13 protein-coding genes and 1 pseudogene are annotated in these 22122 nt (G+C 42.5%); 9 read left to right on the top strand and 5 right to left on the bottom strand.

Going from position 1 to position 22122, the window contains the following annotated elements; genetic code table 11:
• Positions 1–10: 10 nt before the first annotated feature.
• Both QYT14_RS11325 and QYT14_RS11330 read right to left on the bottom strand, forming a co-directional pair.
• Positions 11–1042 carry a glycosyltransferase family 9 protein gene (locus QYT14_RS11325; protein WP_288325644.1) on the bottom strand — a complete coding sequence of 344 codons (1032 nt, stop codon included), beginning with the start codon at positions 1040–1042 and terminating at the stop codon, positions 11–13.
• A gap of 11 nt (positions 1043–1053) precedes the next feature.
• A complete protein-coding gene (locus QYT14_RS11330) occupies positions 1054–1659 on the bottom strand; it encodes a DUF4254 domain-containing protein (RefSeq protein WP_237039560.1) in 606 nt (201 codons plus the stop codon).
• A gap of 114 nt (positions 1660–1773) precedes the next feature.
• On the opposite strand from QYT14_RS11330, the gene pdxB reads away from it, so the two are divergent.
• Together pdxB and QYT14_RS11340 are read left to right on the top strand one after the other, a co-directional pair.
• On the top strand, positions 1774–2790 hold the full coding sequence (gene pdxB / locus QYT14_RS11335) for a 4-phosphoerythronate dehydrogenase PdxB (protein ID WP_288325643.1): 1017 nt from the start codon (positions 1774–1776) through the stop codon (positions 2788–2790).
• Positions 2791–2856: 66 nt separating this feature from the next.
• Complete coding sequence (locus QYT14_RS11340) at positions 2857–4410, top strand: ATP-binding protein (protein ID WP_288325642.1); 1554 nt, start codon at positions 2857–2859, stop codon at positions 4408–4410.
• A 125-nt stretch (positions 4411–4535) separates the two neighbouring features.
• Here QYT14_RS11340 and QYT14_RS11345 read toward each other — a convergent pair whose 3' ends face one another.
• The gene (locus tag QYT14_RS11345) at positions 4536–7220 is read right to left on the bottom strand and encodes a cell surface protein (protein WP_289307086.1); all 2685 of its coding nucleotides are present in this window, start codon (positions 7218–7220) and stop codon (positions 4536–4538) included.
• Between the two features lie 44 nt (positions 7221–7264).
• A complete protein-coding gene (locus tag QYT14_RS11350; RefSeq protein ID WP_289307599.1) occupies positions 7265–7762 on the bottom strand; it encodes an AraC family transcriptional regulator in 498 nt (165 codons plus the stop codon).
• Positions 7763–9555: 1793 nt separating this feature from the next.
• Here QYT14_RS11350 and QYT14_RS11355 point away from each other — a divergent pair.
• A pseudogene (locus QYT14_RS11355) lies at positions 9556–9918 on the top strand (PD-(D/E)XK nuclease domain-containing protein); the annotation flags it as partial.
• 37 nt (positions 9919–9955) lie between these two features.
• On the opposite strand, the gene QYT14_RS11360 reads toward QYT14_RS11355, so the two are convergent.
• The gene (locus tag QYT14_RS11360; RefSeq protein ID WP_288325953.1) at positions 9956–10537 is read right to left on the bottom strand and encodes an RNA polymerase sigma-70 factor; all 582 of its coding nucleotides are present in this window, start codon (positions 10535–10537) and stop codon (positions 9956–9958) included.
• A 143-nt stretch (positions 10538–10680) separates the two neighbouring features.
• On the opposite strand from QYT14_RS11360, the gene QYT14_RS11365 reads away from it, so the two are divergent.
• The 6 genes from QYT14_RS11365 (at position 10681) to QYT14_RS11390 (ending at position 22121) form a co-directional block, all read left to right on the top strand.
• Positions 10681–11709 (top strand): FecR domain-containing protein, encoded by a 1029-nt coding sequence (locus tag QYT14_RS11365; RefSeq protein WP_288325951.1) that lies wholly within the window; start codon positions 10681–10683, stop codon positions 11707–11709.
• Positions 11710–11960: 251 nt separating this feature from the next.
• The gene (locus QYT14_RS11370) at positions 11961–15281 is read left to right on the top strand and encodes a TonB-dependent receptor (RefSeq protein WP_288325950.1); all 3321 of its coding nucleotides are present in this window, start codon (positions 11961–11963) and stop codon (positions 15279–15281) included.
• A gap of 17 nt (positions 15282–15298) precedes the next feature.
• Positions 15299–16843: a RagB/SusD family nutrient uptake outer membrane protein gene (locus QYT14_RS11375; RefSeq protein WP_288325948.1), complete on the top strand. Its 1545-nt coding sequence runs from the start codon at positions 15299–15301 to the stop codon at positions 16841–16843.
• 105 nt (positions 16844–16948) lie between these two features.
• Positions 16949–18088 (top strand): DUF5009 domain-containing protein, encoded by a 1140-nt coding sequence (locus QYT14_RS11380; protein WP_288325947.1) that lies wholly within the window; start codon positions 16949–16951, stop codon positions 18086–18088.
• Between the two features lie 36 nt (positions 18089–18124).
• Positions 18125–19723 (top strand): alpha-galactosidase, encoded by a 1599-nt coding sequence (locus QYT14_RS11385; RefSeq protein ID WP_288325946.1) that lies wholly within the window; start codon positions 18125–18127, stop codon positions 19721–19723.
• Positions 19724–19736: 13 nt separating this feature from the next.
• Positions 19737–22121 carry a hypothetical protein gene (locus QYT14_RS11390; RefSeq protein WP_288325944.1) on the top strand — a complete coding sequence of 795 codons (2385 nt, stop codon included), beginning with the start codon at positions 19737–19739 and terminating at the stop codon, positions 22119–22121.
• Position 22122: the final 1 nt, after the last annotated feature.

Raw genomic sequence — 22122 nt, forward strand, 5'->3', positions numbered from 1 at the left:
TATTCTTTCTTTAATCGATAACCTGTTCAATACGGTGTACCACCATTTCGGGAGTGACTCCCTGCAGACAGGCATAGTCCTTGCGCCAACAGGGTTTGTTTCCGAAAATGGAACAGGGACGGCACGGTAAATCCACCTGTACGGCATTGTCGGGCAATTGTTTCCATCCCATAAATCCGGCGTATGGATGTGTGGCTCCCCAAATGGAGACCACCGGAATGTTTACCAATGATGCCAGATGCATATTGGCAGAGTCCATAGACAGCATAACGTCCAGATGGCTCATAAGTGCCAATTCCGAGTTCAGTGTCAGTTTGCCTGCCGTGGATATGACGTTGGGGTATTGACGTTCCCATTTAGCCAGTACTTCAATCTCTTTAGCTCCTCCTCCGAACAGCAGGATTTTCGTATTCTTGCGTTCAGATAGTAAACTGATGACCTGTTCTTGTTTGGATAAAGGATATATCTTGCCTACATGGGCTGCAAACGGGGCAATTCCAATCCATTTGTCTGTACCTTTGTCGCCCGTTAGCAGTTGCATGCACGAAATGCTTCCCTTGCCGTTGCCAAAAAGTGACCGGAAACTTAATTCTACCGGATAACCAATGTTTCGGAAGACTTCGGCATATCGTTGGAATGACGACTTCTGCCATTCCATCACTTTGTTCTTGACGCGTACCAGTTTCCTTTTTCCACTGCGTCCCTTGTCCAGATGCGCCACCTTCACGCCGGCCAGTCTGAATCTCAACCGCAGATATTTGCTGCGCAATACATCATGGAAATCCGCTACGGCATCGAAATGCTCTTTCTTCAAATCCTTGTACATCCATTCCAGTCCCATGATTCCTGCATGTTCTCCCTTTAAATCCATTCCGTGAAAAGTGATATTGGGAGGTAATCCGTTGAACAGGGGCGCAAGCGTATTGCGGCTCAGCACTGTAATTTGGTGCTGAGGATACTGAACGGCGAATGAGTAAATCACCGGAATGGTCATTGCCACATCGCCGATTGCTGAAAAACGAATTACCAGAATCTTAGCCATGAGGGAACCATTTATTTCTTTCCGTACAAAACAGGGTTCAATGCCGGATCGTTATACATCTTCATCTGCTTATATACTTTCATATACTTGCGGCCCGCTTCGATATCGGCTATCAATTGGTCGATGGCGGATGAGAGGTCTTTCTGCTGTTCAAGCAGGATATTCAGTTTCTTTTCACATTGTGCGTGATGTTCGGGAGACACATCAGTGCGCTCCACTTCCTGACGCATGTGATAGATTTTCAGTGCAAGAATAGAAAGGCGGTCGATGGCCCATGCAGGACTTTCGGTATTAATCGTTGCATCGGGCAGTATTGTTACATCTTTATATTTGTCAAGGAAATAGCTGTCAATCAGTTCCACCAAATCAGTACGGTCTTGATTGGACTTGTCGATACGGCGTTTCAGTGTCAATGCTTCCACCGGGTCAATCTGCGGGTCGCGGATAATGTCTTCAAAGTGCCATTGTACTGTGTCAATCCAGTTTTTCAGATAAAGATAATACTCGATGCTTTTCACTTCATAAGGATTGTTGATGGGAGTATCAACATTATCTGTCTTGTGATAGTCATTGATAGACTGCACAAAAATGGGCTTGCATAGTTCTGTAAAACTCATATCTTGTTCGTTTTAAAATTATTGGAAAGACAAATCTATGCAAACTTTTCTAATCAACCAATTATTATTCGGTAAAAGTGTCTACCTTTGTCCTAATCCTAGTTTTTTTAGAAGATGAAAGTAATTGTAGACAATAAAATCCCCTATATTAAAGAAGCTGTCGGGCAGATAGCCGATGAGGTGGTATATTTGCCGGGTGCTGCTTTTACGCCTCGGGATGTAAAAGATGCCGATGTTCTGATTGTCCGTACACGCACCCATTGTAACCGTGAATTGCTGGAGGGCAGTTCCGTGAAATTTATTGCAACGGCGACGATTGGTTTTGACCATATCGATGTGGATTATTGCCGTGAGGCAGGTATCGCATGGAGCAACTGTCCCGGCTGCAATGCCGGAGGAGTGGAGCAATATGTACATGCTTCGCTTCTGCTGCTCAAACGGTTACGCGGAAAGAAGCTGGAAAATATGTGTATGGGTATTGTGGGGGTAGGCCATGTGGGTAGCCGCATCCGGCGGATGGCTGAGACTTTGGGGATGAATGTGTTGCTGAACGACCCTCCCCGTGAGGACAGCGGTGAACAGGGTTTTGTCGATTTGCAGACTTTGATGCGCGAATGCGATATTATCACTTTCCATACTCCTTTATACCGCACCGGGGTGTATAAGACCTTTCATTTGGCGGATGCTTCTTTTTTTGCATCATTGCAGCGTCGTCCTGTGATTATAAATACATGTCGCGGAGAAGTCATCGACACTCCGGCACTGCTCAATGCTCTGAAAACGGGACAGGTCAGTGAGGCAATTATCGATACATGGGAGCACGAGCCTGATATAAATCTTGAACTGTTGCAAACCGTGTTTTTGGGAACACCTCACATAGCCGGTTATTCTGCCGACGGAAAGGCGAATGCCACTCGTATGGCACTGGAGGCCGTTTGTCGTTTTTTTCATATAGAGGCTTCATTTGAGATTGTTCCTCCTGCCATGCCGCCTATGACTTTGTCGTCTGATAAAGAGGAAGCTTTCTTACAGGTTTATAATCCGCAGCGGGATAGTGATTGGCTGAAGCAACGGCCTGAAGAGTTTGAACAGTTCAGAGGAAATTATCCGGTGAGAAGAGAGCTTTTATAGTTGTAAAAGGTTGAACATGAGAAGGAATTCTTTATCTTTGTGTGTTATCTGTTAAAACAATGAGTTATGGGCAACAAGTTATATCCTATTGGAATACAGAGTTTTGAGAAGCTGCGTAATGACGGCTATCTTTATATTGATAAAACAGCTTTGATTTATAAGTTGGTAAAAACAGGAAGTTATTATTTTCTCAGCCGTCCGCGCCGTTTCGGAAAGAGTCTTTTGATATCTACGTTGGAAGCTTATTTCCAGGGAAAGAAAGAACTGTTTGACGGCCTGGCCATAGCCGGTTTGGAGAAAGACTGGGTGCAATATCCTATTCTGCATATTGACCTTAATATCTCAAAATATGATTCGGCACAGGATTTGGATGATATTCTAAATGACTATCTCACTAATTGGGAAGCCCTTTACGGAGCGGCTCCGTCTGAAACTTCTTTGGCTCTGCGCTTTAAAGGAGTTGTGAAACGTGCTTGTGAAAAGACGGGACAGCGAGTGGCGATTCTTGTGGATGAATATGATAAACCGATGTTGCAAGCAATTGGAAATAAGGAACTTCAAGAAAAGTATCGGAATACGCTGAAGCCGTTTTATGGAGTACTGAAAACGATGGACAGTTGTATCAAGTTTGCTTTGTTGACAGGGGTAACGAAATTTGGAAAGGTCAGTGTCTTTAGTGATTTGAATAATTTGGATGATATATCCATGTGGAATGAGTTTATTGAGATATGCGGTGTCAGCGACAACGAAATACATGAATATCTGGAGGAAGAGCTTCATGTGTTTGCTGCTGCGAGGGGCATCTCTTACGATGAACTTTGTGATGAATTGAAACGGAATTATGACGGCTATCATTTTACACATAATTCTGTAGGCATGTATAATCCCTTCAGTCTGCTTAGTGCCTTCAAGAGGAGGGAATTTGGCAGTTATTGGTTTGAGACGGGAACACCTACCTATTTGGTGACTTTACTGAAAAAACATCATTATGACCTGGAACGGATGGCGCATGAAGAAACGGATGCGCAGGTGTTGAATAGCATTGATTCAGAATCGACCAATCCTATTCCGGTGATTTATCAAAGCGGATATTTGACTATTAAAGGGTATGACGAGCGTTTTGGCATTTACCGTTTAGGTTTTCCAAACCGTGAGGTGGAAGAAGGGTTTATTCGTTTTTTATTGCCTTTCTATGCCAATGTGAATAAAGTGGATTCTCCCTTTGAAATACAGAAGTTTGTCCATGAGGTAGAAGTTGGTGATTATGATTCTTTTTTCCGTCGTTTGCAGAGTTTCTTTGCAGATACTCCTTATGAGATGGTGCGTGAATTGGAACTTCATTATCAAAACGTTCTTTTTATTGTCTTCAAGCTGGTAGGCTTTTATGTGAAAGTGGAATATCACACTGCTAGGGGGCGTGTGGATTTAGTGTTACAGACAGATCGTTTTATTTATGTAATGGAGTTTAAACTGGATGGAACGGCAGAAGAAGCATTGCGACAAATCAATGAAAAGCGTTATGCACAACCTTTTGAACTTGACAGCCGTAAACTGTTTAAAATAGGAGTAAACTTCAGTGCGGAAACAAGAAATATAGAAAAGTGGATAGTGGAAGAGTAATTAAAAAATCCCCGACTTATCACAAGCCGAGGATTTCGATAGTTTTTTAAAGTTTTTCTATTATATAAGCTCCCTCATGCATGAGGGAGAACTTATTCTAGAGTGTGAATTGACTGTTGTTTCAATTACTTACGAGGAGCAACAGTCATCTTCAATGAGATGACAATTTCGTGTCCGTAAGAATCAACACAAGTTACAATCAATGTAGAAGGTACATTTTCCTTCGGATTAGAACCAAGATCAGTCTTGATTGCTGTAAACTTCAAATCAGTGCTTACCGAGAAGTAGTCTTCCTTTTGAGTTGCATCAGAAACTAATTTAGCACTCTTAACAACCAAACTTCCTTCGTAAGGAGCGCTCAACAGTTTAGAGAATGTTCCGTCAATAGCATTCTGACCAAAAATCATTTCATTGTAAGCTCCTGTTTCAATAGCATTTCCATCCTCATCTACAGGATTACCATAAGTCAGAGTCGTTGACAGAGGATCTTTCTTGTAACCAGAAGCAGGTTTGCTAGAATCTTTCAATTCATTATACTCGCCACCAAGTTGTGCTCTAGTTGCCCAATCCCAAGTGTGAATTTCTTTCTTGTAGAAGCAGCAATAAACCGTATTGAAATTAGTAGCTTCGATTTCTACAGGGATGAAGTTACCTTCAGCGTCTTTCTTAGAAGAAACCAATCCATAGTTGTAAGAAACTACGGTAGCGTGTGGTGTCTTGTTGTCAACGAACTCAGCCTTTACAGAGATAGAAGCATCACCGGTTACAGTTTGAGCTTCAAGCTTATTGTCGGCATCATACTGGGAATCTGACAATTTTACTTCATATTTAGCAGCTTCACCCTTACCGATATTGATGAAGTTTTTTACAGGCATTTCACCCAATGTAGCTTTTTCAGCAGTCCAGTTGTCGGCAATCATGTAGCAGTTATAAATACCGTTGATGACCTGCTTGTCTTTTAATGAGAAGCCTTCGGGCAATGTGTTCGGAACAGCTTTCGTCATTGATACATTCATGGTAGCTACCACGTGACCTGTTGCAGCTGTTAGAGTCAATTTACCACTGTAAGCTTTATCATCTTCGTAGCTTGTCCAGTCGCTGATAGTCGGCATAGTGTAAACTTTAACTACCTTGCTGAAATCTGCGGGGATACTAGTCAAATCAGCAGTGTTGAAGAGAACTTTGCCTTCTGCATCTACAAAGTATGCATCGAATATATGTGCGTTTTCACCAATCTTGTCTGTTGTCCAAGTAGCCTTGGCTGCGTTAACCTTAGTCAGGGTAACAGGTACCAATGCAGATTTTTCTGTTGTAACCTTGGCCGGATCTAAAGCGGTAATCTTAGTAGCTGTAGCATTCCAGTCTTTGCTTGCATCACCCAAGTTTACATAGAATGCTTTACCGTCCGGGTCAACCAAAGTACCATCATAGTTAACAGCGAATACACGGAAACCGATGATATCGTTGATAGCTGATTTGCTGTCAATCGTAATTTCTGTAGAAGTTCCTTCAACTACGGTGTTCAAACCTGTATAAGTATAGCTGTTCCATGCGTTCAATTCTGACGGAGCTGATTCAACAGCATTCTGCTTATCCAATACAACGTAGATGGCTCTGATATTTGTAGGAGCAACTACTTTATCGTCAGAAGAAGACAGCGCAATTTTTAAAGCTTGTCCTTGTACAGCGGGATATACATTCTGTGAAGAACGGTTATCGTCCTGTTTTGTGTTTTTATCATTACCTGCAACAGCAGCACCACCACCAGACCAAACTAATTCTTTATATGTAATGTTAGCAGTCGTTTCTTTCAAAGACTTACTGTTTTTATCGTAACGGTTGTTTACGTTCTTGATGTTTTCAGCGTCAACGAAATAGTTTAGTTTGTTGGCAGCTTTGAATTCTTCCCAACCTAAAGTCAAGTCGTAAGAAGAAGTTACATATCTTACGTCAGAAGTAGATAGTGTGTTGTTTACTTGGGCAGCAAACAAAATTTGTTTTGTGCCTTTCTCTGTTGTAGTGGCAGCAGCGAATGCTTTTCCGTCACCGTAGTTCTTCAGTTGAACAGTTACGTTCCACAAGCCACTTTCGTTAGCAGCGCGGCTCAACAGCACGTCAGACTTCTCAACTTTTACCACTTCCAGAATTTCATCCAAGTTTTCGCCTTGGCTGTTTACCAGCGAAATCATATCAGCAGTCAGAACAGCGTTGGTCGGAGATACGCGAACCAGGAATTGGCCCGGAGTCTGTACTTCATTCCCCTTTGTAAAGGTAATCTTTCCTGCAATGTCTTTGCTGAATTCGTTGTCTTTTTCGATAGCTGTACTTAATGTAATAGGATCGAATCCTGTTTCAGAATCAAGAGCAAATGATTTTACTAGTTCTACACTGGTAACCATGTCTGCGATTTTACCTACAAGACCTTCTACTTCCTTGATTAAATCTTGCATTTCTGTGCGGAAAGCAGTAATGTCTTCGTTTACAGCATCTTTCAGTTCTTTCTTCAATGCTTCTACATCGATAGTAGCTTTTTCCAACTTAGAGATACGTTCTTTCAATGCAGCAATTTCATCAGCATTGCCGGCAGCTTCGGCCTTTTTCAAAGCATCTGCGGCAGTTGATTTTGCAGCATCAATAGCTGTCTGCATCTGAGACAATTTAGCTTCCATATCTTCTTTGGTCGCTAGTTTGTCAATTTGTTCCTGTAAGTTATCGATGTCATCATCGTAGTCTTTACAAGACACAAATGTTCCTGTCGAGGTAACCATTAAGGCTCCGAACAGGATTGCACTTAAAAACTTTTTGTTCATAATAGAAAAACTTTAAATTTATAAATTTAAAAAACTAAAATTGGTTATACATATTCTATCGGTTCCGAGGGTACAGCCCTCTGTTCTTGTTTCATATATCTTTTTGGAGAGACACCCGCCACCTTCTTAAAGGAAGTGTAAAACGTACTTCGTGACAGGAATCCGCATCGTTGAGGCAGCTCCTCCAACGGACATCCTCCCGACCGGAGCAGTTCCTTGGCATATTCCACACGGTATGTGTTCACCAAATCTTTCAGGTGGCAACCGAAGTAGCGGTTCACCACATTGGACAGATAAGTCTGGTTCGTTTCAATCATATCGCTCAACTTATTCAGTGAGAGCTTCGGGTCAAGGAACACCTGGCGCACTTCCAAATAGTACAATACATATTTATATAGCTCACAATCGACTTTCCTTGCCTGCTCCACGTTACGGCCTGCAAACTTCTGCTCCCAGTAAAGATGGGCAGCCCGGAAGAGCAGATTCTTCTGCCTTTCGGAAGTAAAGGTGCGCTTGTCGCGATGTAGGAACAGGTAGTCCATTGTACTCTCTTTTTATCGTCTCTATTTCAGATAATTACACATTTTTCAAACCCTTAAAAAAGGGTTGCGTTCGGTGCATCTCTTAGTAAGAGATACACCGAACGCACATAACCGCTTTATTATTAATAGTTTAAGCCGATAAAAAAGTGTCCTATAACTTAAGACTAAAGATATTTTTGCACTTGCCTTGTGATTTTTCTTCTCAAAAAGTTTTAATTATCAAAACTTTGTGTAAATTTGCAGCGAAAAGTGTATCTCTTACTAAGAGATGCACTTTTTTTCTTCTTTCTCCTAAAATCTTATTCATCACGTTTTCAAGAGTTTAAGCAGTGTCAAGTCCCTGCTTTACTTCCAACTTGAAAATCCTAACAAATGTCAACGTATCTTAATGGAAAGACTCTGATGTTTTTAAAAAAGACCAAGGAGTTTCCGAAAAAGACTTAAGCGTTTTTCAAAAAGCTCAAGGTCTTTTTCCAAAGCATTTCTATCAATTGATAAAAAGAGGGGAAAGACAGAAAAATCACTCGTTTTAGTCGAATAAAATAGAATATGAGACCTCAAAAACTCTCGTGAGAACTTCTTCAAACAATGGGAACAGTTTCTTGAAACAATGGTAACAGTTTGTCCAGACAATGCCCATTGTTTAGGGGTGATGATACTGCTTTACTTTTCCGCCGCAAGCAAACGGAAATTAAGTGGTAGAAAACTTATTGCATACCTCCTTTCACACATAACAGCTGCCGGAACCGCCTGTTTATGGGGAATTAGTGTGAAAGAACCGTCACTTCCGCCCGTCGAATGTGAAACGCACCCCATGCATGTGAGTCTTAAGAATATTTTCTTTTTCCTGCTCAATATCCGGTTGAAAAACGACCTTTGTCTATCGGTTGTTTTAAACTCAAAAGGAGAATAGATTATGGAAGCGATAAAAGGATGTTGAAGCCTGGTTACGGAATCTGACACAATGACATATATATGTCTAGGCTTATGCGTACGTACGTGTGACCCGATGCGTATATACGTGCAGGCTGATGTCACCGTATGTGTTGACCGATGCGTGCATACGTGCACATTTAAAAATATACAGCTTGAAGCTCACGCTGAATGCTGCAAAAAGACCTTGAACTTTTCAAAAAAGACTTTGAGTTTTTCGAAAAAGACCGGGAAGTTTTTTAAAAACATCACCATCTTTTTAAAAAAGCCCGGCATCTTTTTCATGGAGGGGCAGATGGGAGTATCCCCTCATTAAGCCGGTTATTCCCTCTTCTCCGTTCATCCTTTCATTTTGATTCATACACACTGGTTATCAACCGGTTAAAGATGACAGCACATCCCCTCATCCTCCCTTCAGCCGCGCTTCCCAAGTCCCTTCACAACCTGCCTTCAGCAATTGTATGTCTACACATCTTTTTAGCCCACCGGTTTCTGTAGGGGCAGACCCGTGTGTCTGCCTGAGAACAGTTCACTTTAAGCCATTGGCGCTATTGGGCGGACACATGGGTCCGCCCCTACCGTAAAGCGTTATCGAAAAAGTTCAAAAACCGAAAGAAGAAATTCTACGAATGAAAGGAGGCTGAAAGGGCGGTGACGGGATATCCCTTCACTACCGGAACCCCCACCGGCAGGGCGTTTCAACGACTAATGAAAGGAGGAAGGAAGAGACCGGTTTTCCGTTTGTAGGGCGAGAAAATACAGTTGGTTTTGGTGGATTCAGTCATTGTATGACAAGACCTTTATGACAAAAGCCGAGAGCCGGCATTACATCCGATACTTGTCACTGACTACGCATTTTATCGGTACGCAGTAGCATAGAGGGCGAAAGGAACATTCAAGGTTTCTTCACCGCCTACCTGAGTATCAATGCCTATTACCTGACCATGCCCGAAGTGGAGCTGAACCACGGTTTCTGCGACATGTTCCTCATGCCGGACCTGCAGCGATATCCGGAAGTGGAGCACAGCTACATTCTGGAACTGAAATATCTCCCGAAAGACAGGTTCGAGGCACAGTCGGCGGAACAGTGGGATGCAGCCGTGCAGCAAATCCACCGTTATGCCGAAGGGGAGAAGGTGCGGCAGCTTTGCAGGGGAACCCGCCTGCATTGCATTGTGATGCAGTTCTGCGGATGGGAACTGGAAAGGATGGAAGAGGTATAGAAAGTAAGAATTAACCGGTAAAAAATAAATTTGCATATCAGCCGATATGCAATGCCAGCAATACTGTCAGTGGCAAATAATCCTTTAGGTCTTCTCTCAGTAATTTCAAGGCTTGCTGAATGCGGTAGTCTATTGTTTTGGGGGACACATTATAAATGGTGGCGATATCTTTATAGCTCATGCCTTTAAAACGATGCATAACAAATGCCGTCTGATAAGATTCGGGTAATGCAGCTATTGCCTTTTCGATTCTTTTGCTCAGTTCTTCTATCTGATAATAATTCACATCCTCCGTCGCTTCCTGATTTTTGGTATAGAAAAAGGTTTCTGCCCGGCTAGTGATTTCTTTCTTGGTTATAAGGTTTAATGCCCGGTGATAGGTCATTTTGAAAAGATACTGGTTGAGGGAGGATTCGATTATCAGTTCCGAACGTTTTTCCCATACCCAGAGCATGATTTCTTGAACAATCTCTTCCGCATCTTCCATTTCAATGAAACGGTGGGCATAAGCGCATAGCATCGGATAATATTTTCTGAACAGACTGTCGAACGCTTTCTGTTCCCCTTTTCGGAGGGAACTCAATAAAGCCATATCTTCTATATTTTTGTCTGTTTTCATCTTATTATTCCTCGTTAACTTGTTTGCAAAGATAAGTTTTTCGTTTATGTTTTTAATACTAAAATACTTTTTTTTAAAAAAATATCATTTTTTGTTTAGGAATCTTTCTTCGGAACTTGTCTTAATAGTAAATGAGCTCAAAGATGACAGATACGGATAATACATATAATAATAGCATAGAGGAACTGTTGCCTCGTTTCTGTGAAGGAATGACAACGGAAGCGGAAAGTCGGTTGGTGGAGGAATGGATAGCGCAGGATGAATCTCACCGTAAGATTGTGAATCAGATTCATGCGCTTTATTGGGCCGCCGATACGCTGCATGTGATGAAAAGTGTAGATATAGAAAAGGCATTAAGGAAGGTAAAAGGTAGGATGAACAAAAAAAGAATCTCTTGGTGGGAATGGACGCAACGAATAGCTGCAATGGTGTCCATCCCACTATTGATTGCTGTTTTGTGGATGTATCAGGATAAGGATGAGCAGCAGGAAGTGGCTCAAATGATTGAAATAAAGACAAATCCGGGAATGACTACTTCGGTCGTATTGCCTGATAATACTGTGGTTTATTTGAATTCTGAGTCTTCATTGCGTTATCCTTCCCGCTTTATAGGCGAAAGCCGTGAAGTGGAGTTAATTGGTGAGGCTTATTTTGATGTGACGAAAAATGAAGAGAAACGTTTTGTGATTTCTACTGTTCATCAGTCACAAATAGAAGTATACGGAACTAGTTTTAATGTGGAGGCGTATGCCGCCGACGGTCGGATTTCGACTACATTGGTGGAAGGAAGTGTTGGCTTTTTCTTTAAAGATAAAGTAGGAGAAGCCAAGATGGTAAAGCTGAAGCCTCATCATAAACTGGTGTACACTCCGGCATCGGGTGAGACGAAAATGTTTGCTACCTCTTGCGAATCGGAGATTGCCTGGAAAGATGGTAAGATAGTATTTAACAATACCTCTATGGAGGATATCCTTCGTATGTTGGGTAAACGCTATAATGTGGACTTTATTGTGAAGAATAATCGTATTAAGGAATATTCGTTTACAGGAACGTTCTCTACTCAGCGTTTGGAACGTATCTTGGAATATTTTAAAATCTCGTCCAAAATAAATTGGCGTTATTTGGACAGTGATAATATTTCTGATAAAAAACAGCGGATAGAGATGTATTAAATAAAACCTTATTAACCTTTTAAAAATATTATGAAACAAAAGAGAGCGCCTTAAAACAAAAAACATGCGGAAGATATTGGCGTATCTACCGCATGGAAAAATGAAAACTTTTTAAAGCTTGTTTGGCGACAAGCTAAGATAACATTTTTATTAACCTCAGTCTTTACAAAATTATGCAAAATCCTTTTAGCATCCAAGTATTCTGGATGATAAAGTCGTTATGGCTATCATTTAACAAAATCCCATTGTTTATGAGACTATGTGTTCTATTTCTCGCCTGCTCATTGAGCTTGACTCATGCAGCAGAAACGTATGCGCAAAAAACAAAAATCAGCATTGATGCTAGTAATCAAACAGTTGAAACAGTATTGAATCAGATCAAGGCAAAAACCGGTTTTGATTTCTTTTTCAATAATAAACATGTAGATTTGAATCGTCGTGTGTCTGTTTCGGCTAATCAAGGAAATGTGTTTGAAGTTCTGGAGAAGGTATTTGCTGGAACGAATGTGACTTATTCTGTTTTGGATAAGAAAATTATCCTCTCTACAGAAGGAACTAAAGCTGTTAAACAGACTTCTACTGTGGTAAGTGGTACAGTACTTGATGCAACCGGTGAACCTATTATCGGTGCCAGTGTAGTGGAAAAAGGAACAACAAACGGTACTGTAACTGATTTGGATGGTAAATTTATTTTAACCGTAAGCTCGGCTAAAGCAGAATTGGAAGTTTCTTATATCGGTTATAAGACACAGGTTTTGAAACCTCAGGCAGGCAAACAATTGGCTGTTACTATGAGCGAAGATACCGAAGTGCTGGATGAAGTTGTGGTAGTAGGCTACGGTGTGCAGAAGAAACGCGACCTGACCGGTGCCATTTCATCTGTAAAGATGAGCGATGAACCCGTCAGTACCTTCTCTACTGTCAGCCATGCATTGGCAGGTAAGGCCGCAGGTCTGCGTGTTACACAGAACAGTGCCCAGCCGGGAGCAGGTGCTACGTTTCAAATTCGTGGTGCTACCTCCATCAATGCCGGCAACAACCCATTAGTTATCATTGACGGATTCCCCATATCTTCTTCTACCAATCCGGGCAGTGGAAACCGCTATGATGCAGGTAGTCAAGACAATGTATTGGAATCTATCAACCCGAACGACATTGAAAGCATCGAAGTTCTAAAAGACGCTTCGGCTACAGCTATTTACGGTTCACGTGCCGGTCACGGTGTAATTATCATCACCACCAAGCGCGGGAAACAAAGCAGTCGTTTGGACGTAACTTATTCAGGTAACATGTCGGTACAAACCATCGCCAAGCACTATGACATATTGGACGGACCGCAGTATCGTACCTATCGCAACATGAAAGCCAAAGAACAATGGCTTAGCAAAAACGGACAAGGCATTTACGCAGACTACGTAACTCCTAATCCTAATCCGGCTCCTTTCGTTCCTCGCTATACTGACGCAGAAGTAGCCAATGCCATCACTACCGACTGGATGGACGAAGTAACACGTACTGGTATCCAGCAGTCACATAATGTGTCGTTGACCGGAGGTTCCGAAAAAATGCATTTCTTGACTTCTTTGAACTACTTCCAGCAAGACGGTATCGTGAAGAACAACGACTTGGAACGTCTGACAGGAAAATTTAATATGGATTATATCCTTTCTAAAGTTGTAAAAGTAGGCCTTTCTGTAAACTTAAGCCGTAACCAGTACAGCAATGTACCTTTGGGACAGAATAGCTACGAAAATGCAGGTATTCTGACTTCGGCTGCTACTTTTGACCCTTCTATCCCTGTGTATGATGAAAATGGTAAATTCTCAGTATTTACAGACCAGACACAGTTCCCTAATCCGGTATCCTTACTTGGCATTGAAGACAAGACTACTAAAGACCGCGTATTGGCTTCCGGTTATCTTCAAGCCGAACCTATCAAAAACTTGATTTTGAAAGCAACATTCGGGTTTGACCGCCGTTCGGCAAAACGTCAGCAATATGTGCCCAACACCACTTTGTACGGAGCACAGCAGGGAGGTAGTGCCAGCCAGTCACAAAACGATGCAGTAGACTATCTGTTGGACTTAACTGCCAATTATATAAAAACCATTGGAGATCATAGCATTACCGCTTTGATTGGTTACGAATACCAAAAATTCACCAGCGAAGGTTTCTATGTTTCAAACTATGACTTTGCAACTGACGGTTTCCTTTATAACAACATCGGTGCAGGTGCAGGTGTGAAAGATGGCGGTTCTAGCGCAGGTGTTAGCTCTTTGGGCTCTTATTTTGCACGTTTGAACTACTCCTACAAAGGCAAATACTTAGTAACTGGTAGTATCCGTATGGATGGTGCATCCAATTTCGACCCGGATCACCGTTGGGGTACTTTCGCTTCCGGTTCGTTGGCATGGCGTTTTAGCGATGAAGAGTTTATGAAAAATTTGACTTGGTTGTCAAATGGTAAATTGCGCGTAGGTTACGGACAAACCGGTAACTCCAATGTAGGTAACCGTACCATCGACTATTTCGGTGTAGGTCGTAAATGGGCATTCGGAAATGTCGGCTATATAGGTATGGCAGCCAACCAATTGGGAAACAAGAAACTGACTTGGGAAACAACCAGCGAATTCAACGTAGGTTTGGATTTAGGCTTCTTGAATAACCGCATCAACATGACCGTAGAATATTACAACCGTATCATCTCCGACTTGTTGGTAACCAACAAATCATTGCCGTCTTACAATGAATTGACTTCTATCGCTTCCAATATTGGTAAAACTCAAGGACAAGGTATCGAATTTACGTTAAATACACAAAACATTGTTACCAAAGACTTCAGTTGGTCTACCGACTTGACTCTTTACAAATACGAAGACCGTTGGAAAGAACGTGACCCGAACTGGAGACCTAGCGTCTATCAAAAAGAAGACGACTATATCCGTTCCATCTTCGTTTATAAGTCAGACGGACTATTGCAGGCTGGCGAAAAAGCACCCGCTTGGCAACCTTCTTTGCTTCCCGGACAGATTAAGATTCAAAATTTAAAAGATGAAGAAGGAAGTCCTAATGTATTAGGCGAAGAAGACGTTGTTTTATTAGGTTCGGAAGACCCGGCCCTCACATTTGGTTTGAACAATACATTGAAATATAAAAACTTCGACTTCAATGTCTATATGTATGGCGAAATAGGTCGCTGGAGAAGCGGAAGCTACTATGACAGATGGATTCCCGCATTGGAAGCTAACAGCATCAACCAATCTACATTGACATTGAACAGCTGGAGAGCAGACAATCAGAACACGAACGTACCAAGTATGTTGACCTCTAACTACAAGACAGGAGACTATTATCACGAAAAAGTATCTTTTTTACGTTGTCGTAACATCACCTTGGGATATACCGTGCCCTTGCACAAGAATAACATTGTACAAAACATCCGTGTATATGCAGACGTTAACAACCCGTTCGTTATCACCAACTGGAAAGGTCTTGACCCGGAAACAGACCAATCATTATCCAGTTATCCGAATGTAAGAAGCTTTAGTTTAGGATTAGAAGTACGTTTTTAATTTAAAGAAATAGAAATATGAAAAAGATATATCGTTCACTTATCATGTTACCTCTTTTTGCATCAGGAGCTTTGCAAAGTTGCCAGTTAGAATCGGAGGTGTATGACAAAATTAATTCATCCATGTATCCCACTACAGAACGTGATGCCAGAGACTTGGTGACCGACAGTGCTTACGGACCTTTTCAAAATGACGGATACTCTGGCTTATTCAACATTGCCACAGGTGCGGGACTGACAGCCGACATAGCTTCAGACTATGGTTTCTGCTCGTGGGGAGACATCTGCTGGTATAGTTTGGAAAAAGCTGATTTCACTAAAATTGAAACCCGAAATACCACTGCTACTTGGGGACGCTTGAATGGAATCAGCAAAATGACCCTCAACATCGACCGTATCCAAAATATTGATATGGACGAAACGAAAAAGGCGCAATACATTGCCGAACTTCGTTGTGGACGCGGCTTTTTGGGCTTCGTGGGCTACGATATGTACGGTCCTATCATTGTTGCCGATTTGGAAACCCTGAAAGACCCTATGGCAGAAAAGATTTTGCCTCGTTTGAGTGAAGAAGAAACCATCAAGTTCATCGAAACTGAGTTGCAGGAAGCTGCCAAAGTTTTACCGAAGAACTATAAGAAAGGAGATTCAGACTACGGACGCTTTACTGCCGGGCTGTGTCACACCATCTTGATGAAGCTCTATATGCAAACTCACCAATGGGACAAGGCGGTGGCCGAAGGTCGCGAACTGATGAAACCGGAATACGGTTACGCTTTGGTAACAGACAAAGGTAACGAAAGCTGCGCATATGCCAATATTTTTACTTTTGCCAATGAAAAGAATGCGGAAACCATTTGGGCTGTCAATTGTGAGGAAGGTTATCAATATCACTTGTGGTATCCACACGCCATTGTAGGTAACTTGGTAGATTCTCCGCAAGGTTCATTTGCAGGAGGTTGGGGAGGTTACAAAATGCTATGGGACTTTTTCAATACTTTTGAAGAAGGTGACCAACGTACCTCTGTCATCATATCGGAATACAGTGATGGAACCAATACTTATAATCAGGAAAACAAGGGAAGCAGCGCCAACTCATTGGCAGATGGCGTTATTCCTTTGAAATACAAAATTGAAGACAATGTAGGTGACCACTGTGTTACCGACTGGATTGTTTACCGTTATGCTGACGTATTGACTTTGATGTCGGAAGCCTTGGTACACAAAGACAATTCTGTAAGTGCAGAGGCAATCGACTTGCTGAACCAAGTACGTACTCGTGCCGGATTGCCCGCCTATACCGCTGCTGATTTCACCGGTGCTGAAGACTTCATTGACAAACTGTTGTGGGAACGCGCTCACGAATTGTGGTATGAAAGTGGACAACGCCGTCAAGACTTAATCCGTAACAATAAGTACGTAGAATTCATGTCCAACAAGTGTAAGGCAAACGGGTGGCCGGATGTCATATCACAAAAAGGGACTATTATGCACGTATTTCCATTGCCAGATTCTGCCATCAATGAAGGTCAGGGTCAGATTAAGCAAAATCCCGGATACTAGTAATTAAGATAAGAAGGCTGCTGGGAAAATTATTCCGGCAGCCTTTTTTTTAATATTGCACTAATATTTATACCTTTGACTCTCTAATCTAATATTTGCATTATTATGAAACAACGTTTGTTAGCTTTGGATGTGCTTCGTGGATTGACGATAGGAGGCATGATATTGGTGAACAGTCCCGGAACATGGAGTTATGTCTATCCCCCTTTATTACATTCTCCCTGGAATGGTTTGACAATGGCGGATGTCATTTATCCTTTGTTCATGTTTATGATGGGAATGTCCATGTATATCTCTCTGAAGAAATTCTCTTTTACTTTGCATAAAGCATTATTCCTGAAAATTATCCGTCGCACTTTTCTTATTTTTATTATCGGTACGTTTATTTACGGCACTGCTACTTTTCTGGGTACATTGCGCGAAGCGTCTCTGCAACCCGATTTTGTAGGCAGCCCTTGGAAGGCGGCTTTTGCATCGCTGGCTCATGTACGCATATTGGGTGTGTTGCAGCGTCTTGCTTTGTGCTATGGAATAGGCTCATTGCTGGTCACTACGATTCGTCATCGTTATATCCCTTATCTGGTGGCTGCCATTTTGATTGTATATTATGGAATTCTGTTGGCCGGTAACGGTTTTGTATACGGTCCGGAGAATATTCTTTCTCATGCGGATAAGTTTGTATTGGGGGTGTCGCACATGTATAATGACCGGGGAATAGACCCGGAGGGGGTGTTGAGTACGATTCCTTCCATTGCCCAAGTTCTGATAGGTTTCTGGTTTGGAAAAATCTGCATGGAGACTCCCGATATGAAGGACAAACTGAACCGTTTATTCCTTTATGGAGCTATGGGGCTGATAGCAGGCTTTCTGCTGCAGGATGTATGCCCTCTGAACAAAAAGGTGTGGTCGCCTACATTTGTGTTGGTTACTTGCGGCTTTTCTGTTCTTCTTTTGTCCATTTTGCTGTGGTATATCGATGTGACGAAGAAATATCAGAAGACTTGGGTTTTTGCCATATTTGGCGTAAATCCGTTGTTTTGCTATGTACTTAGTGAGATATTATATATATTAGCTGACAGTTTACCGCTGCAAGAACAGAATATGCACGACATTATATATGCCGGTTTATCCGGTTGGTTGGGCGATAATGCCTTTACTTCATTTGTCTATGCTTTTCTTTTTGTGGGAGTTGTATGGTTGGTCGGAGCGTATTTATATAGAAAGAAGATTTATATAAAAATCTGACGGAATTAATAAAGCATTCATTAATGGTTGGTTATTATGAATAAATTATTGTTATGTGCGCTAGCTTTGGGCATGTCTTCGGTGACATTTGCCGGGAATGGAAATGTATTCGATCCTCCTGTGATGGGATGGAGTTCATGGAATACTTATCGGGTGAATATCAATGAGGCTTTGATAAAGAAGCAGGCTGATGCTATGGTGCAGAAAGGCTTGAAAGAAGTTGGATATAACTATGTCAATGTAGATGACGGATTTTTCGGCTGGCGCGATGAGCACGGCATTATGCAGACTCATCCGGAACGTTTTCCGAACGGACTGAAAGGGGTGGCAGATCATATTCATTCTTTGGGGTTGAAAGCCGGTATCTATTCGGACGCCGGAAGTAATACTTGCGGTTCCATTTGGGATAAGGATGTCAATGGAGTAGGTTCGGGTCTGTATGGTCATGAGCATCAGGATGCCGATTTATATTTCAATGAATGGGGCTTTGATTTCATTAAGATAGATTATTGCGGTGCTTCTCAGGAATTGAGTCTGGATGAGGAAAAACGATATACGGAGATTCGCCGTGCTTTTGACAAAGTGGCAGGCAACCATGTTTCCATCAATGTGTGCCGATGGGCTTTCCCGGGTACATGGGCAAAGAATATCGGTTGTTCATGGCGTATCAGTGGTGATATCAGTCCAAGATGGAGTTCTGTGAAACATATCATTGATAAGAACTTGTATCTTTCTGCGTATGCAGGAGACGGTCATTATAATGATATGGATATGTTGGAGATTGGTCGCGGGCTGAAGCCGGAAGAAGAAGAGGTGCATTTCGGTATGTGGTGCATCATGAGTTCTCCGTTGCTGATAGGTTGTGATCTGACAACAATTCCAGAGGCTTCGCTGAAGCTTTTGAAAAATAAGGAACTGATTGCCTTGAATCAGGACCCGTTGGGACTACAGGCTTATGTGGTGCAGCATGAGAATAGGGGTTATGTATTGGTAAAAGACATAGAAAAAGAACGCGGTAAAGTGCGTGCGGTGGCTTTGTATAACCCTTCTGACAGCATTTGTGATTTTTCCGTTCCTATGAGCGTTTTGGAAATGGGAGGTAAAGTGAAGATGCGTGATTTGGTGAAGCAAAAAGATCTTCCCGCAGTTCAGGGAACATTGAATCGGCAATTGCCTGCACATAGTGTCCTGATTTTGCGTATGGAAGCGGAGCAACGTCTTGAACCTGTACGTTATGAGGCTGAATGGGCTTATCTGCCTTGTTTTAATGACTTGGGGCTTCGTCCGAAAACCATTTTGTATGCACCGATGAAAGAAGCATCCGGCGGTATGAAGGTTAGCTATCTGGGAGGTCGTGCCGAGAACTATGCCGAGTGGAATAAAGTATATAGCGAAAAGGGTGGAATGTATGAAATGAATATTCAGTATGTGCCTCATGCAGACCGCAAGCTGGAAATTAAAGTAAATACTGAAAAGAGTATCCTGCTGAGAGACCTTGCCGGAACCGATGGACAGCAACTTGCGTGTGTAACGGTACAGGTACGTTTGAAACCGGGAAATAATGTGGTCCGTATGGGAAGCCCTTATTGTTGGGCACCCGATATTGACTGCTTTACTCTGAAAAAGATAGAATAATAGGATTTATATTATGAAGAAAAGTTGTTTGATTATAGGAACCTTGCTATGGGGAATGAGCGCTTTTGCACAAACTACAATATGGAAACGCAGCGGTTGGGAATGTCGCATCTCGGATAAAGGGACATTGGAGCAGATTGTTTTTAAAGGTAGTCAGCGTAATGATACAGTGCCTTTTTTCCATGATAAGAGTAATGCGGGCCCCAGTTTTTATGCCAACATGGGCAATGGGAATATAAAAGCGGATTGGATACCGGATGGTTACCGTTCTTATCGCGCAACCATCGACGGTGTGGAGTGCCGCCTTACTTATAAAGAATGGAAAGGGCAGCCTGCCATGGAGGTTACATTGGAAAATAAGGGGAATGTTCCTTTCCAACCCGTAAAGGCAGGATTGAAATTGGGTATTGATACTTATATGGATAAGTATCCGGATTGGTTCGGTAAGTATTTTCCTACGCTGATGATGAATGAGAAAACTCATTTCTACGGTTATCTTCAGACTCCGTCGGGACATACGCTGGGGGTTGTTTCACCACAGCCTGTTGCATCGTGGAGTGTGGATTATAATTTGGGATATCAGGATCCGGCTCCTCATTGGTTTATGGGGCACCGTATCGAATCTCTGAATCTCGATTTGATGAATGCACTGCCTTTGCCTCAGCACTGTCCGCAGGATTTGTGGGTTTTGAAACAAGGAGAGCGTAAAACGTGGACGATTGCTTTTGTTGATATCAATACCCCGGGCGAATTTGAAGAAACGATTCATAAGGTGGCCGCTGTGCCTATGATTCGTATGCCTCAAACGGTTTATCAGCCTAAAGAAACTGCAATATTTGAGGTACTGGCTTCTGCTCCGACTGTTGAGGTGACAGACAGTAAAGGAGAACTCCAGAAAGTTACTGTGAAAAGCAAGTCGGGCAATGTGAAGGAAATATCTTGTACACTTCCTTCTGTGGGACTTTATACAGTGAAGGTTACGGACGGCGACAAGCAGTCGCAGGGAGTGCTGTCGGCTCATGCTTCTTGGGAATGGACAATGGAACATGCCCGGAAAGGCGCATTGAAATATCATCAGAAGGCAACTTCCCATATCGAGAGCTGGTATGGTTTCCATTCTTCTTTTATTGCAGCCAGGTATTTCCCGGAAAAGCAATTGGATGAGGCTTTGCGCAGTCGTTTTGATTATTTGTTCGGGCTGCTGCACGACCAGACAAAGATGGTGCCGTTATATCATGCTTCACGTATTCAGAATACATCGGGAACAATAGGATTGTTGGTTGATAAATATGAAGCCTATGGCGATGTAGAGGATTTGAAGAAGGCGTCTCGTTTGGCGGACTGGCTGATGAATACCTGGCAGCGTAAAGACGGAGCTTATGTAAACCATAATACGGTGTATACCAGCGTTATTTATGTAGCGAAAAGTATGTTGGAACTTACTTTGGTCGAACGTGAACTGGGCAAGACGGAGAGTATGTGGAAAGAGGCTGCCGACCGTCACTATGCTTCTGCCAAACGTGCCATCGACCAGTTGGTGGCCTCACAAGGTGATTTTGAGACTGAAGGTGAGTTGACTTTTGAGGATGGGATGATTTCCTGTTCGGCGCTTCAAATCGGTATGCTTGCATTGATGCAGCAGGATGAAAAGGAACGCAAACATTATACGGATGCCATGTTGCAGATATTGAACAGCCATGATTGCCTGACTCAGTTGCGTGTTCCCGATGCTCGACGTCGTGGGGGAACCATGCGCTATTGGGAGGCTCAATATGACGTGCAGATGCTGCCTAATATGTTCAACTCGCCTCACGGTTGGAGTGGCTGGCGTGCTTATGCCACCTACTATGCTTATTTGCTGACCGGTGAAGAGCGTTGGTTGAAAGAGACATTTAATGCCATGGGTGCTTTCTCTAATTTGATTGATTTCCGTTCCGGCGATTTACGTTGGGCTTTTGTGGTCGATCCGTATCTGAAAGTGAAGCAGGCTTGCAGTGCCGATACTCATGTGACGGAAGATTCATTGAGTTTTGGCAATCCGCATCCCGAATTATATGACACCCGTGAGTTTGTGATTGGTGAACAATATGTAAATATGATTAGTGACTGGCAGACAGTCAATACACAGGATAATGATGTGCACGAGCTCTTTAAATGTATCGGTGAGGCAATGTTGACCAATGCGTTTGTTGTAGAACAGCCCAATGGCGAGGTGATAGGCTATAATTGTCGGGTAACCCGTCAGGGAAACAGGCTGACTGTAAAAGCAAATGAAAAGCAGATAGTCAATCTCCACTGTAATTTGAGAAAAGCCTATACCGTATCATTCAACGGTAAAACTCAAGACCTGAAACAGTCATATTTGGGTTGGGCTTTTGGAAAGGACATTTATCTATAAT

The organism is uncultured Phocaeicola sp. (assembly GCF_948499155.1).
Classification (GTDB): Bacteria; Bacteroidota; Bacteroidia; order Bacteroidales; family Bacteroidaceae; genus Phocaeicola; species Phocaeicola faecalis.